At 67.6% G+C, this 13,989-nt stretch carries 12 protein-coding genes; 9 read left to right on the forward strand and 3 right to left on the reverse strand.

Features of this window, described 5'->3' with window-relative positions:
* Positions 1 to 90 precede the first annotated feature (90 nt).
* From ACSQ9A_RS36305 to ACSQ9A_RS36325, 5 genes are read left to right on the forward strand one after another with little or no spacing between them, the layout of a single operon-like run.
* Entirely contained in the window at positions 91 to 321 is a 231-nt protein-coding gene (locus ACSQ9A_RS36305; RefSeq protein WP_436307787.1) for a hypothetical protein, read from the forward strand.
* A complete protein-coding gene (locus ACSQ9A_RS36310; RefSeq protein WP_436307772.1) occupies positions 285 to 1,145 on the forward strand; it encodes an ABC transporter ATP-binding protein in 861 nt (286 codons plus the stop codon). Before ACSQ9A_RS36305 ends, ACSQ9A_RS36310 begins: the two co-directional genes overlap by 37 nt.
* Positions 1,142 to 2,053 (forward strand): ABC transporter permease, encoded by a 912-nt coding sequence (locus ACSQ9A_RS36315; protein WP_436307556.1) that lies wholly within the window; start codon positions 1,142 to 1,144, stop codon positions 2,051 to 2,053. Before ACSQ9A_RS36310 ends, ACSQ9A_RS36315 begins: the two co-directional genes overlap by 4 nt.
* A 6-nt stretch (positions 2,054 to 2,059) precedes the next feature.
* Entirely contained in the window at positions 2,060 to 2,866 is an 807-nt protein-coding gene (locus tag ACSQ9A_RS36320) for an ABC transporter permease (RefSeq protein WP_436307557.1), read from the forward strand.
* Entirely contained in the window at positions 2,866 to 4,143 is a 1,278-nt protein-coding gene (locus ACSQ9A_RS36325) for an NAD(P)/FAD-dependent oxidoreductase (protein WP_436307558.1), read from the forward strand. The genes ACSQ9A_RS36320 and ACSQ9A_RS36325 overlap by 1 nt, the downstream gene beginning before the upstream one ends.
* Before the next feature lie 191 nt (positions 4,144 to 4,334).
* Here the strand turns inward: ACSQ9A_RS36325 and ACSQ9A_RS36330 are convergent, their stop codons facing one another.
* Complete coding sequence (locus tag ACSQ9A_RS36330; RefSeq protein WP_436307559.1) at positions 4,335 to 6,152, reverse strand: winged helix-turn-helix domain-containing tetratricopeptide repeat protein; 1,818 nt, start codon at positions 6,150 to 6,152, stop codon at positions 4,335 to 4,337.
* A gap of 163 nt (positions 6,153 to 6,315) precedes the next feature.
* Between ACSQ9A_RS36330 and ACSQ9A_RS36335 the strand changes: the two genes are divergently transcribed.
* Positions 6,316 to 7,428: a substrate-binding protein gene (locus tag ACSQ9A_RS36335; protein WP_436307560.1), complete on the forward strand. Its 1,113-nt coding sequence runs from the start codon at positions 6,316 to 6,318 to the stop codon at positions 7,426 to 7,428.
* A gap of 15 nt (positions 7,429 to 7,443) precedes the next feature.
* Positions 7,444 to 8,118 carry a glutathione S-transferase family protein gene (locus tag ACSQ9A_RS36340; protein WP_436307561.1) on the forward strand — a complete coding sequence of 225 codons (675 nt, stop codon included), beginning with the start codon at positions 7,444 to 7,446 and terminating at the stop codon, positions 8,116 to 8,118.
* A 19-nt stretch (positions 8,119 to 8,137) separates the two neighbouring features.
* Here the strand turns inward: ACSQ9A_RS36340 and ACSQ9A_RS36345 are convergent, their stop codons facing one another.
* Positions 8,138 to 10,297 (reverse strand): hypothetical protein, encoded by a 2,160-nt coding sequence (locus tag ACSQ9A_RS36345; protein WP_436307562.1) that lies wholly within the window; start codon positions 10,295 to 10,297, stop codon positions 8,138 to 8,140.
* Positions 10,298 to 10,690: 393 nt separating this feature from the next.
* Complete coding sequence (locus ACSQ9A_RS36350) at positions 10,691 to 11,344, reverse strand: glutathione S-transferase family protein (protein ID WP_436307563.1); 654 nt, start codon at positions 11,342 to 11,344, stop codon at positions 10,691 to 10,693.
* 325 nt (positions 11,345 to 11,669) lie between these two features.
* Here ACSQ9A_RS36350 and ACSQ9A_RS36355 point away from each other — a divergent pair, with 325 nt between their 5' ends.
* On the forward strand, positions 11,670 to 12,299 hold the full coding sequence (locus ACSQ9A_RS36355) for a TetR/AcrR family transcriptional regulator (protein WP_436307564.1): 630 nt from the start codon (positions 11,670 to 11,672) through the stop codon (positions 12,297 to 12,299).
* Positions 12,280 to 13,977, forward strand: a complete 1,698-nt coding sequence (locus tag ACSQ9A_RS36360) for a PEP-utilizing enzyme (protein WP_436307565.1) — start codon at positions 12,280 to 12,282, stop codon at positions 13,975 to 13,977. Before ACSQ9A_RS36355 ends, ACSQ9A_RS36360 begins: the two co-directional genes overlap by 20 nt.
* Positions 13,978 to 13,989: the final 12 nt, after the last annotated feature.

Raw genomic sequence — 13,989 nt, forward strand, 5'->3', positions numbered from 1 at the left:
TTGTCCGGACGGATGACCGTCATCCGCGCGGAGAGGCCTGTGTGCAGACCCGCAGTGCCCCACCGAGTCGTACTTCAGGAGTCATTGTCCATGTCCCGTTTCACGAAATCAGTTGCCGCCGGCGGCGCCTGCCTGCTGCTGCTGCACGGCGCCGCGGCGTTGTCGCAGACCGTCGTTTACGCCACCGACGGTGGAAAGCTGCTCGACGCGCAGAAGAAGACGATCATCTCCGCGGCGGAGGACAAGACGTCACGCTGCTGCAGCCGCACCTGCGCAACATCGGCATGGTGTTCCAGAACTACGCCTTGTTCCCCCACATGACCGTGGAAAGCAACATCGCATATCCCTTGCGCGCCCGCAACACAGGGTCTGCCGAGATCGCCCGGCGGGTGGCCGATGCGCTCTCCCTGGTCGAACTTGCAGGTTACCAAGGCCGCAAGATCGGTCAGTTGTCAGGAGGGCAGAAGCAGCGCGTGGCGCTGGCGCGGGCCCTCGTTTTCGATCCCACGCTGATCCTGCTGGACGAGCCGCTCTCGGCCCTCGACAAGCAGCTGCGCGAAACCATGCAGATCGAACTGCGGCAGCTGCATGCCAAGCTTGGGGCCACCATGATCTACGTGACGCATGACCAGCGCGAGGCGCTGACGATGAGCGATCGCATCGCGGTGATGCGAAGCGGAAGGATCGAGCAGTTGGGCACGCCCACGGAGCTGTACAACTTTCCCCGGAACGATTTCGTGGCGAGCTTCGTCGGCGAATCGACGCTGGTGCCGTTGCGGCGCTCGGAAGACGGGTCGGTGTCGCTCGGCATGTCGCGGCTGCGCACGGGGCGGCCTGTTCCGCAGGACGGTCCCGTGGCCTTGGCGGTGCATGCGGAGAAGCTGATCCTCGATGCCTCCGTCGGGGGAGAGGATTGGAACCGCTTCGACGGATCCGTCGATGACGTCATCTACCAGGGCGAGAGCGTGAAGATCTCGGTGCGCCTCGACGACGGAACGTCGGTCGGGCTGCGCCAGCATTGCCACCACCGCAACATGAGCTCGCTGCCGCGGGTCGGGGCGCGGGTGACGGTGGCGCTTCACGTCCAGGACACCATCCTCGTGCGCCGCGCCGCGCTTCCCGGCCCGCAGGCGCTTGCCGCATGAGCCCGGCCATCGACACCTTTCCACCGGTCCTCTGCCGATCCGACAACGCGGCGGACCTGGCGCGCGCCGGCCGGCGCGAGCAGTGGGGATTGTTCGCCCTGGTGCTGCCGGCCGCGGCGTTCGTGGTCGCGTTGATGGTCATCCCGCTGGCCTGGCTGTTCTGGCAGTCGGTCACCGACCAGGCCGGTGCGCTGACCCTGATGAATTACGTACGGATCTTCACGGAAGAAGGGACGCTTGCAACGTTCCAGCGGACCTTCGTCGCAAGCCTCGCCGTCACCGCGATTTGCGTGGTGCTGGGATATCCGGTTGCATTCCTGGCGGCGGTCAGCAGGCCGCGCACGGCCACCATCATCATGGTGCTGGTTCTGATCCCGTTCTGGACCAGTGTGCTGGTGCGAACCTACGCCTGGCTGGTGCTGCTGCAGCGCACGGGGCTGGTCAACCAGTTCCTCACGTGGGCTGGCGTGGTGGAGTCCCCTCTTGCGCTGGTGCACAACCTCACCGGATCCATCATCGGCATGGTCCACATCATGCTTCCCTTCGTCGTCCTGACGCTGTACAGCAGCCTGACGCAGATCCCGCCCGACTTCGGACGCGCCGCCGCCAGCCTGGGCGCGCGTCCGGGCCGCGTGTTCCGGACGGTGATCCTTCCGCTGTCGCTTCCCGGGCTGGTGGCGGGCAGCGTGTTCGTGTTCGTGCTGTCGCTTGGCTTCTACATCACGCCGGAGCTGCTCGGCGGCGGGCGAACCGTCATGGTCTCGATGCTGGTCCAGCGCAATATCGATCTGTACTTCCAGTTCGGTTCGGCCAGCGCGGTGGCTTTCGTCCTTCTCGGCGCCACGCTGCTGATCCTGTGGCTGGGCGACCGGGTCGTTCCTCTGGGCAAGATCCTGGCGGATCGGTGAGACACAATGATCCTGCTCGAACGTTCGCACCGCATCGTGATCGCATCGGCGGTCGCCCTGATCCTGTTGTTCCTCACGATCCCGGTGCTGATCATCCTTCCGGTCTCCTTCGGAGACAGCGCTTCGTTGCGCTTTCCGCCGCCGGGCTGGTCGGTGCGCTGGTACCAGGCGTTCTTGGGATCGCGCCAGTGGCTGGCCGCCGCTTCCACCTCCTTCGAGATCGCGACGCTGACGATGCTGATCGCGGTGCCGATCGGAACCGCGGCCAGCTATGGCCTCATGACCTGCGGGATGGCCAGAGCGCGTTACGCCTACGTCCTGCTGATGACGCCGATGATCGTCCCGATCATCATCATCGGCGTCGGCGTGTTCGCTGTCTTCAGCAAGATGGGGCTGGTCGGAAGCATGGGGGCTTTGGTCCTCGCCCACGTGCTGTTGGCGATCCCCTATGTGCTACTCACCGCCGGTGCCGGACTGCGCTCTTTCGACATGAACCAGGAAATGGCGGCGCGCAGCTTGGGCGTCAACCGGGCGAAAGCCTTCATCACGGTCACCCTGCCGCAGATCCGTACCAGCATGTTCGTGGCTGCAGTCTTCAGTTTCCTGTCATCGCTGGATGAAGTCGTCGTTGCGCTGTTCATCGCGCGCGGAGAAACCACGACCCTGACACGTGAGATGTTCCTGTCGATCCGCGAGCAGGTCGATCCCACTATTGCGGCGGTGAGTTCGATCTTGGTGTCGATGACCGTGCTGCTGGCAGCGCTTGCCTACGCCTCGCAGCAGCGCTCCGCACGGCGGACGCACGCCGCGTGATGAAGCTGGCGTCCTACTGGACCGACACGGCAGCGCAATTCGAAGGGCTCGACCCGCGCGGCCTCGATGCCCGGGCCGATGTTGCGATCATCGGCGGTGGCTTCACCGGACTGTCGGCAGCGCTGGCATTGACACGCAAGGGGGCGACGGTGGTCGTCCTCGAGGCCGGGCGCGTGGCGGGTGAGGCGTCAGGGCGCAACGGCGGCCACTGCAACAACGGACTGCCCCATGACTTCAGCGTCGTGGCGCGGCAACTTGGGCTGGAGCAGGCGCGCGCGCTCTACCATGCCTACGACAGCGCAGTGGACTGCGTCGAGCGGTTGGTGCGGGACGAAGGGATCGAATGCGACTTCCGGCGCAACGGCAAGATCAAGCTCGCAGCCAAGCCGCACCATTTTGCCAAGCTGGAGAAGGCATACGCCCTGCTGCAGCGCCATGTCGACCCGGATACGTCGCTGGTGGGCCCGGAAGTGATCGCGAGCGAGGTCGGGTCAGAGCTCTTCTACGGCGGGCTGGTGATGCACAAGAGTGCCCAGATGCACATGGGCCGTTTCGGCGCGGGACTCGCCGCAGCGGCGCAGCGCAGCGGCGCGCGCATCTTCCAGAACACCGCGGTCATCGGACTGGCACGCCTGTCGGGCAATGCATTCCGGGTGCAGACCGCTCACGACACCGTTGAGGCTGACCAAGTGCTCGTGGCGACGGGTCCGTCGCGACACGGGCCATTCGGTTATTTCCGCCGCCGCATCGTTCCGATCGGCAGCTTCGTCGTGACAACCGAGCCGCTGTCCGAAACGCTGGTGGCGTCAATCATGCCGGGCGGCCGGAATGCGACGACAACGAAGAATGTCGGCCACTATTTCCGGCTGACGCCCGACAACCGGCTGGTCTTCGGCGGTCGGGCCCGCTTCGCGCTGTCAAGCCCGGCATCCGACGCCAAGAGCGGTGCCGTGCTCGAACGCAACATGAAAGTCCTGTTTCCCCAGTTGCGCGACACGCGCATCGACTATTGCTGGGGCGGCGTCGTCGACATGACCGCCGACCGCCTGCCGCGGGCAGGTGAGGTGAAGGGGCTGCACTACGCAATGGGCTTCAGCGGCAGCGGAACCCAGATGTCGGTGTACATGGGGCAGAACATGGCTCGGGCCATCAACGGCGAGCCGGAGGCCAATCCACTGCGCAGACTGCAGTGGCCTCCCATTCCCGGCCATCTCGGGCCACCCTGGTTCCTGCCATTCGTGGGCGCGTACTACCGATGGTTGGACCTGGTCAGCTGACGCCACAAGACTGCCGCTCCATCGCCATGCCTTGCGGCAGGAATCAAGCCGACATTGGATTGGGCTGCAGCCCCAGAGAGGGCCGGCCGCGCAAATCTGAACACGCTGCAAGTGGATGGGCTGCTCAGCCCGGCATGACAAGTGCAGTGCGAATGAGCAGAAGAGCGCGCCGGACCCACGTCGTTGCGCCGTCAAAACCCGAAGATCTCCCTAGGCACACCCTTCGCCCATTCACACTCTTGCCGAAAATCGTAGGGTACCTCGTCCGCGCAATCGGGCCACTGACCGCTGGCGAGCCAAAACTCCACCAGTCCCAGACGCGCGCACAGCCGCGGGAAGCGTGGGTCGTTGCGCAGCTCGGGCATGCTGGCCTGGAACAGCAGCGCGGTGCGGTAGCCGTCGGGGCCCATGATGTCGATGCTGGCCCCCACAGGGCCCAGGCGGGCGCCCTCGGCAGCACGGAAGGCCTCGTCGACCAGGCCCAGGTGCGCGGCATAGACCAGGCGCGCCACATCCACACCGCCGGTGATCATCACGTGCGCCTCGAACTCGCTGCGCCAGGCGCCGATGTGCTCAGGCGTCGGGTCGCGCTTGGCGCGGACGAAAGGGATGGTGTCCTGGAACTCGCGCAGCGGGCGCGTGGCCGCGAGCGCGAGCAGGCGATCGACCGCCGCCCAATCCTGCAGGAAGGCATGGGCCCGCAGCAAGCTCGAGATCGGAAAGCTCATGTCGGGGATGCGCGCCACGAGGTCTTCGTACACGGGCACCGCCTCGGCGACCTGCCCCGTGGCCATGCGGGCCAGCGCCACCAGGTTGGCCGACATCGGATCGAGCATGTCCAGGCGGTAGATGCGTTCGGCCTCGTCGAGGCTCGCACGCAGGCGGCCGGTCAGGCGCAGCAGCCAGCTGATGTAGCGCCGGCCGGCGCCCGAGCCGGGCGCCTGGCGCAGACGCTCGAGGAACTCCTCGGCTTCGACGAACCGGCCGAAGGGCGGCATCACGAAGCATCGCGCGACGAGGGCGTCGTTGTTCTGCGCGTCGAGCGCCAGCGCGTGCGAGGCCTCGCGAACCACGTGCCCGGCGCTGGCTGCACGCTCGGCAAATGGCAGGTACATGTGCAGGAAGCTGCGCACGTAGGCGAGCCTCCCCCAGGCCTCGGCGAAATGCGGTGCGCGCTGCGTCACCACCTCGAGCACGCCGACGCTGGTGCGCAGCTCGTCCGGGGCATAGGACTTAGGGCTGGATCGCAGGTAGAGGTCATAGACCGCAGGATCGACTGCGCGCGTCGCAACACCGAAGAAACCGTGGTCGAGCGCGCGCGCGATGCTTTCGGCGATGTCGTCCTGGACCTCGAAGATGCCTTCCAGCGCACGGTCATAGTGGTCGGACCACAGCGTCGTGCCGGACGCGGCCTCTATCAGGTGGGCGCTGATGCGTACCTGGCCGGCCGCGCGGCGGATCGAGCCGTCGAGCACGTAGGCGCAGTTCAGGCGTTGCGCCGCCTCGGCCTTTCGTTCGCCACGGAACTGGAAGCTCGTGGTGCGGCTGATCACCCGCAGCTGGGTGCCACGCGCGAGGCGTTGGATGATCTCCTCGCTGACGCCGTCGGAGAAGAACTGCATCTCGGGCTCGTTCGACAGGTTGTCGAAGGCGAGCACGGCGATCACGGGGCGCTCGCGCGGCGATGACGGCTCGGCCGGTGAGGCGGGAGCGTCGTCGTCCAGCAAGGGCAGCGTGAACCGGTAGCCGCGCCCCGCCACGGTGGCGATGGCGTCCGGCCCGAGAACCTTGCGCAGCGACGAGATCTGCACGGTGAGGTTGTTCTCCTCGACCACCGTGCCAGGCCAGACCCGCGCCAGCAGCTCGTCCTTGGCGACCACGCGGTCGCGCAGCTCGATCAGCGCCAGCAGCAAGTCGAACGCGCGTCCACCGAGCGAGACCGGCTGGCCATGGGACAGCAGGCGGCGCTCGGCCGGCCGCACTTCGAACCCCTTCGCCTTGAAGACCAAGACCTGAGCGCCTCTCTTGCTTGTCGGCCCCGATTGTCGGGCCACGCGGCGGGCTTTAGCAACGTTTCACATCGCTTAAAGACGCGGCCGCCCCCCGGCGCGCACAGTGCCTACACCCCGCGACAGGGCCGTACCCATCCACCATCCGCTAGGAGATCCCATCGTGAGCCAAGCATCCATCAAGATCGGCCTCGTCACCGACCAGACCGGCCCACTGTCCTTCCTCGGCATTGCCAACGCCAACCTCGCCCGCCTGGTGGTCGACGAGATCAACGCCGGCGGCGGTCTGCTCGGGCGGCGCATCGAGCTGATCATCGAAGACAGCGCCACCGACGACAAGGTGGCCGCCGCCAAGGCCGCCAAGCTGGTTCAGGGCGATCGCGTGGACGTGATCTTCGGCGGCATCTACAGCTCCACCCGGCAGGCGATCAAGGGCCCGGCCGTCGTGCAGGGCAAGAAGCTCTACATCTACCCGGAGCAGTACGAAGGCGAGGAGAGCGACCCGCTCATCTTCTGCACCGGCCCCGTGCCGGCACAACAGGTCGATTCGCTGATCCCCTGGTTGATGAAGCACACCGATGCGCGCCGGTTCTACCTCCCGTCGGCTGACTACATCTGGCCGCACGTGATGAACAAGCGGGTGCGTGCCGCGGTCACCGCGCACGGCGGCTCGATCGTCGGCGAGGAGTATTTCCCCGTCGATCACGCGGACTACCGCGGCACGGTCGACAAGATCATGTCCAGCGGCGCGCAGGTGGTCTTCAACACCACGGTGCCGCCCGGCGTGACGCCGTTCCTGCGGCAGCTGTACGAGGCCGGCTTCACGAAGCGCGGCGGCCGGATCGTCTGCCCCTACTTCGAGGAGAATCTTGCGAGCCTGCTGCCGGCCGAGCATGTCGAGGGGCTCTACAGCTGCCTCGACTACTACCAGGCCGTCAGCGACCCATTCAGCACGGCGCTGCTGCGCCGCTACGACGCGCGATTTCCGGGCAGCGCCAAGTTCACCGCCGGCAGCGCCAGCACGGGGCTGTATCGCGGGCTGAAGCTCTGGGAGGCGGCCGTGCGGGAGGCCGGCACGCTTGATCAGGCGGCGGTGATCCGCGCACTCGACCACGCGCGCATCGCCGAAGGACCGGGCGGGGCCGCCGAAATGGTGCCCGGCCAGCATCACCTGCGGCTTACCATGTACGTCGGCCAGGTGCAGGCCGGGCAGATGAAGGTCATTGAGAACCTCGGCGTGATCGATCCCAACGAGCGCGTGCAGAGCGCGCAATGAGCTAGGAGACCTGAGATGAAGCTCTACTACCACCCCGCTTCCACCGCGAGCAGGCCCGTACTGCTCTTCGCTGCGGAGAGCGGTATCGATCTCGACCTGAAGGTGGTCGACATCTTCAAGGGCGAGCACCTGCAGCCGGCCTATCGTGCGCTCAACCCGAATGCGCTGGTGCCGATGCTGGAGGACGGTGATTTCCGCCTCACCGAGAGCTCGGCGATCCTGAAATACCTGGCCGACAAGATCGACTCGCCGCTGTACCCCAAGGGCCTGCAGCAGCGGGCCCGCGTCAACGAGCGCATGGACTGGTTCAACACCCAACTGAGCCGCGACTACTGCTTCGGCCTGGTGTTCGCCCAGCTGCTGCCGCACCACAAGCGGCGCAGCGACGAGGCGCAGGCCGGCACGGTGCAGTGGGGCCAGGAGCGCTCGAAGGTGTGGCTGCAAGTCCTCAACGACCACATCCTCGGCCCCGGGCACAACTACGTGTGCGGGGATGCGATCAGCATCGCGGACCATTTCGGCGCCGGACTGCTCACCTTGGGCGAAGTGATCGGTTGCGATTTCACGGCCTATCCCTACGTGCAGGGCTGGCTGGCGCGCATCAAGGCGCTGAAGAGCTGGAAGTCGGTGAACGCCACGCTCGACGGGGTCACCGCCGCGCACAAGGGCGAGTCGTTCGTGACCGTGTGAAGCGCCGGGGCGCGGGCGCTCAGAAGCCGAAGTCTTCTTTCGGCACGGCCCGTGCCTGCTCGCATGCGCGCTGGAAGTCGTAGGGCACTTCGCTCGCGCAGTCGGGCCACTTGCCGCTGGCCAGCCAGAACTCGACGAGTCCGAGCCGCGCGCACAACGGCGCGAAACGCCGATCGTTGCGCAGCTCGGGCATGCTGGCCTGGAACAGCAGCGCGGTGCGGTAGCCGTCGGGCCCCATGATGTCGTCGGCATGGCCGGCCGGCCCCAGGCGTGCGGCGTCGGCGGCGGCGTAAGCCTCGTCCACCAGGCCCAGGTGGGCCGCGTACACGAGGCGTGACACGTCGATCCGGCCCGTCTTGCGAACATGCGCCGCGAGCTCCTCGCGCCACGCACCGATGTGCGCGGGCGAGGGGTCGCGCTTGGCGCGGATGAAGGGCAGCCCGTCCTGGAACTCGCGCAACTGGCGTTGCTCGGCCAGGGCGAGCAGCCGGTCCACCGCGGCCCAGTCCTGCTGGAATGCGTGGGCGCGCAGCAGGCTGGACACCGGAAAGCTCATCGTGGGCATGCGCTCCACCAGTTCCTCAAACACGGGAATGGCGTCGGCGATATGGCCTGCCGCCATGCGCGCGAGGGCGAGGAGGTTGGCCGACATCGGATCCAGCACATCGAGCTGGTAGGCCTGCTCGGTGGCAGTCAGCGCCTCGCGCATCCAGCCGAAGTGGCGCAGGGCCCAGCCGGTGTAGCGCTGCCCGTCGCCCGTGCCGGGTGCGCGGCGCAGACGAACGAGCGCGACATCGGCCTCGACGAAACGCCCGAACGGCGCGATCACGAAGTACTGCCCTGCCATCGCGTCGAGGTTCTGTGCATCGAGCGACAGCGCGCGCTCGGCTTCGCGGTTCACCTGCGCCGCGCTGGCCGCGCGCTCGGCGAACGGCTGGTAGAAGCGCAAGAAGGCACGCAGATAGGCCAGCCGCCCCCATGCCGCGGCGAACTGCGGTGCGCGCGTGGTCACCAGCTCCAGCACGCCAACGTGGGTGCGCAGTTCGTCGGGCGCGTAGCCCTTCGGCCTCGATCGGAGGTAGAGGTCATATACCGCCGGCTCCACCGTCGGGGCCGGTGCGCTGGCGAAGGCCTGATCGAGTGCGCGGGCGATGTTCTCGGAGATCTCGTCCTGCACGGCGAAGATGTCTTCCAGCCCGCGCTCGAAGCGTTCCGACCACAGCGTGGTCTGCGAGGCGGCCTCCATCAGGTGCGCGCTGACCCGCACGCGGGCTGCTGCGCGGCGGATCGAGCCGTCGAGCACGTGGGTGCAATGCAAGGCGTTCGCCGCCTCGGCCTTGCGATCGCCGCGGAACTGGAAGCTCGACGTGCGTCCGATCACCCTGAGCTGGCTGCCACGCGATACGCGCTGAATGATTTCCTCGCTGACGCCGTCGGAGAAGAACTGCATCTCGGGGTCGTTGGACAGGTTGTCGAACGCGAGCACGGCGAGCAGCGGTCCGGCGGCCGGCGCTGCGGACGTCGGCGATGTGGTGGCCTGGGCCACGCGCTGCGCCTTTTCCGCGCTTGGAGGCGGCGTCAGCGCGTCAGCGCCGGCGGTGGCCACTTCGCAGACCTCCACCGGATCGTCAACGCCGGCCATCCGGTACGGCCCGTGCACGGCCCAGCGCAGCGCGGCCTCGTCGGCATGGCCCACCGCACCCCGGCGCGCGAAGTCGTAGGCCGTGCGTGTCATCAGAATGCGCCCCTGGCCGGCGAGCGACATGACGCGCGCGGCGATGGCCTTGGCCAGGCCCTCGACCTCCAACGGCTTGGCGCCTCGCGCGACGTCGGCGGCCGCGTTCTCGCGCAGCACCACCTCGCCGAGATGAATGCCCACGCGCGAGGCGAGGGAAGTCTTCGACTGGGCGCCGAGTTCGAGCAGCTGCGCCTGGTAGGCAAGCGCGAAGCGCACCGCCTCGACCGGCCGCTCGAACAGCAGCAGGAACCCGTCGCTCTTGTCGATCTCGCGGCCGCCGTGGGCAGCAAGCAGGTCACGCGCGATGCGGTCGTGGCGTGCCATCAACTCGGCCGCAGCGGCGTCGCCCAGGCGCTCGACGAGGTGGGTGCTGGCGACCAGGTCGCACAACAGCAGCGCGCGGATCGCGGGGGAGGATGGGCCGGGTGCGGGAGTGGGCATGCAGGGGTCCCTCGATCGAGACCACCGCGCGGTAGCCGCGTCAGGGCACATCTTCGCACAGGAGCCTGCCAGGTCGGCGGCGCATGGCCGTTGCGAGCGATTCGACGTCTGAATCAGGGGAACACCAAGCGTCGAGCGCGCATCCTCGAAGCGGAAACCGCGCTCGACGAAGTCGCGAATGTTCTGTTTCGGAAGCGCCGTGTTTCGGCTCTGGGGTCGAGAGTGCGAGTTCGCAACTTTCGAGTGTGGCCGTTCGGTTGCCGTGTTTTCCCAGTCGTCGATTGACCCCTACCAATGACCGCTTCCGCTGGGCTCTGAGTCGCCCCGGAAGTTCCGCGGATGCCCAGGGCGACGGCTGTGCATCGCTTCGTCCGCGCCGGCAGCGGCGCCCCGTCAGCCCGCCGGTAAGGGGGCGGCGTTGATCGCCAGTTGCGCGGCGAACGCCCGCTGGTAAGCCGGCCGCGCTTCGCCCCGAGCGACATAGGCGGCCAGGCTGGGAAACTCGTTCAGCAGGCCGGACGGTCTCAGCCGGAGCAGCACCGACACCATCAGCAGGTCGCCCGCGCTGAAGCCGCCGTCCAGCCAGTCGCCGTCGCCCAGGCGGGCGGCCAGCTGGTTCAGTCGGGCGCGCACCCGGTCCTCGACGAGGGGCAGGCGCTCGGCCTTCCAGGGCCTGTCGCCTTCCACCAGCTTGACGGTGACGAGTTCGAGGATGGGAGGCTCGACCGTATTGAGCGCCGCGAAGATCCACGTGATGGCGCGCGCCCTTGCGTTGGCATCGGCGGGGAACAGGCCCGAGTGGCGCTCGGCGATGTGCAGCACGATGGAGCCGGTCTCGAACAGCGCGAGGTCGCCTTCCTCGTAGGTGGGGATCTGGCCGAAGGGATGCAGCGCCAGATGCGCGGCCTCCTTCATCGCGCGGAAGGACACCAGGCGCACCTCGTAGGGCAGGCCGGCTTCCTCCAGCGCCCAGCGGACGCGCGTGTCGCGCGCCAGACCCTTGCCGCCGTCGGGCGACCGTTCAAAGGCGGTGATGGTGATGGTCATCGTGAGTGTCCTTTCGTTCGCCGCGGATCATCGCTCTGCAGGAAAGGGCTGTGCGCTCATGCGATCAGGATTGGACTCGTTAGTCGAAAGACCGGTTCTGGCCGACTGTAGCCTGTCGCCGGCCCGCGGCTCCGAGCCCCTTGCGGTCCATGTCGCGGCTAACGGGCTGGCACGCGCACGGCGCAGGGCCGCGGGATTAGTCGCGATGCAGCGTAGAGATTCACGATTTTCAATCGGCTTTGCCACGGCATCATGGGGTGCGGCAATTGAGGACATGCCAGCATGCCTTCTTGACACGACAACGTGACATGATTATTCTGCTGTCATGAGCACGACCACGTACGAAAGCCCGCTCCGCGCAGAACAGATGGAGCAGACACGCCTTCGGATACTGGAGGCGACGGCAGATGTGCTGGCGGACGAGGAGGTCAACGAGGTCACCGTTCCGCTTGTCGCCGTGCGCGCCCGCGTGTCGGTCCGTACCGTCTACCGGCACTTTCCGACCAAGGAGGCGCTCTTCGACGAGTTCGGTGAATGGGCGGAGGAGCACCTCCGGGTCGTCCTCCTTTCCTACCCAGACACGCTTGAGGGCGTCCGCGAGATGGCGCCTGCGCTCTATCGCATGTACGACGAGCGAGCGCCGCTGATCCGCGCCCTCCTATCCAAGCGCGGACAGGAGATCCGGGCCCGCACGCGGCGCCGGCGACTGGCGACGTTCGAGAAGGCGATGCGGGAGGTCACCGACGGGCTCGGGCCGGCCGAGCGCCAACGCGCCCTTGCGGTGATCTACCTGCTCGTGAGCGCGCCCGCCTGGCAGGCGATGCGCGACCAGTGGGGCCTCGAGGGCCAGGAGGCCGGCAAGGCCGCCGCCTGGGCCGTACGCGTGCTGACGGACGAACTTCGCCGCAATCCGGCAAGCATGAAGGAGGTTGGTAATGATGACACTCGTCGCTGAGCAAACCTTCGCCCCACCCGGTCCGGGATCGTGGTTCCTCGACCCGACTCACTGGACGCGGCCGGTGACCCGCTTCCACGCGGAGATCTTTCCCGACGCGTTCCAGCGCGGCTTCGGCGAGAGCCTCCGCCGCTACGGATCGTTGCTCGAGTACCTGGAGGCGGGCTTCGTCAACGGGTTCCCGTACTACTGCGCACGTCCCGTCGGCGCGCCGAGGGAGGCGGTCGGTCACCCTCCGAAAGAGGTGTGGGACGAGCTCGCGGGCAGTCACCCAATGATTCGGCGCCGGCTCGAGACGAGCGCGACCGTGTTCGAGCGCAAGCTCTGGCGTGAGGACCTCGAGCACTGGGACCGGGAGGTGAAGCCCGCGGCGATCCGAGCTCACCTCGCGCTGCTCGCGGTTGACCCGGCGGCGCTCGACACGCCTGCGCTCCTCGCATACATCGATCGCTGCCGCGAGAACCAGATCCATGGCGCGTACATCCATCACCTCTTCAACGTGCCGGCGCTCCTGCCTGTGGGCGACTTCCTCGTGCACGCGCAAGAGTGGACAGGCCGCTCGCCGGCCCAGTTACTCGGTCTTCTCCAGGGCGCGAACCCCGACCCGCTCGGTGCAGACGAGGACCTCGAGCGACTGGTCGGCGCGCTCCGACTGGATACGACGGCGACGACCTTGCTCACGTCGGCCGGAGAGCCGGGCGAGGTGGTCGCCGCGCTTCGCTCGCTGTCCGGCGACACGGGCCGGCTCGCTTCGGCATACGTCGATCGTGTCGCCTACCGGCCGGTAAACGGCGAGGACGTGGGCGACCCGTCGGTGCACGAGCTTCCCGAGCTGATCGTCGGAGCGATCCACACAGCATTCGATCGCCTCGAGACTCCACCGGCGAACGACCTGGACCGGAAGACCTCTGAGTTGCGGGAAGCAGTGCCCGCTCGGCATCGCGACGCCTTCGACGCGCTGCTCGAGGAGGCTCGGGCGACCTACCGGCTACGCGACGAGCGGGGCATCTACGCCGACCTCTGGGCTATCGGGATCATGCGGCGCGCGATCCTCGCGGCCGGCCGCCGGCTTACGGCGGCGGGGCGGCTCGCCGATCCGGGCCATCTCGTCGAGGCCGGCTACGCGGAGCTGCGAAGCCTCGTCGAGTCCGGCGATGGCCCATCGGGCGAGGAACTGGCCGAGCGTGCGCGCTACCGGCTCAAGGCGCGCTACGCGGATGCGCCGGCGTTTCTCGGCGGCGAGCCGGGCGATCCGCTGCCGCCCGAGTGGCTGCCGCCCTCGGCGGCAAGGCTGGAGCGCGCGATCGGTGCAGCCGTGCAGGCGATCTTCGCCGCGCCGAAGCCACGCACCGAGGAGCGAAAGGTTCACGGTCTCGGCGTCAGCCCGGGCGTGTACGAGGGCACCGCACGGGTGATTCGCGGCACCGAGGAGTTTGGTCGCATCGAGCGGGGCGACATCCTCGTCACGAACTCCACGACGACGGCATTCAACATCGTGCTGCCGCTCCTCGGCGCGATCGTGACCGACCGGGGCGGGCTGCTCTCGCATGCCGCGATCGTCGCGCGCGAGTACGGGCTGCCAGCAGTCGTCGGGTGCACCGATGCGACCTCCGTGCTCCTGGACGGTGCGAGGATCATCGTCGATGGCACCGCGGGCGAGGTCGAGCTCGTCGCATGACGGAAGCAGGCG

Origin of the sequence: Variovorax sp. LjRoot290 (assembly GCF_964253985.1) — a bacterium.
Lineage (GTDB): Bacteria > Pseudomonadota > Gammaproteobacteria > Burkholderiales > Burkholderiaceae_C > Variovorax.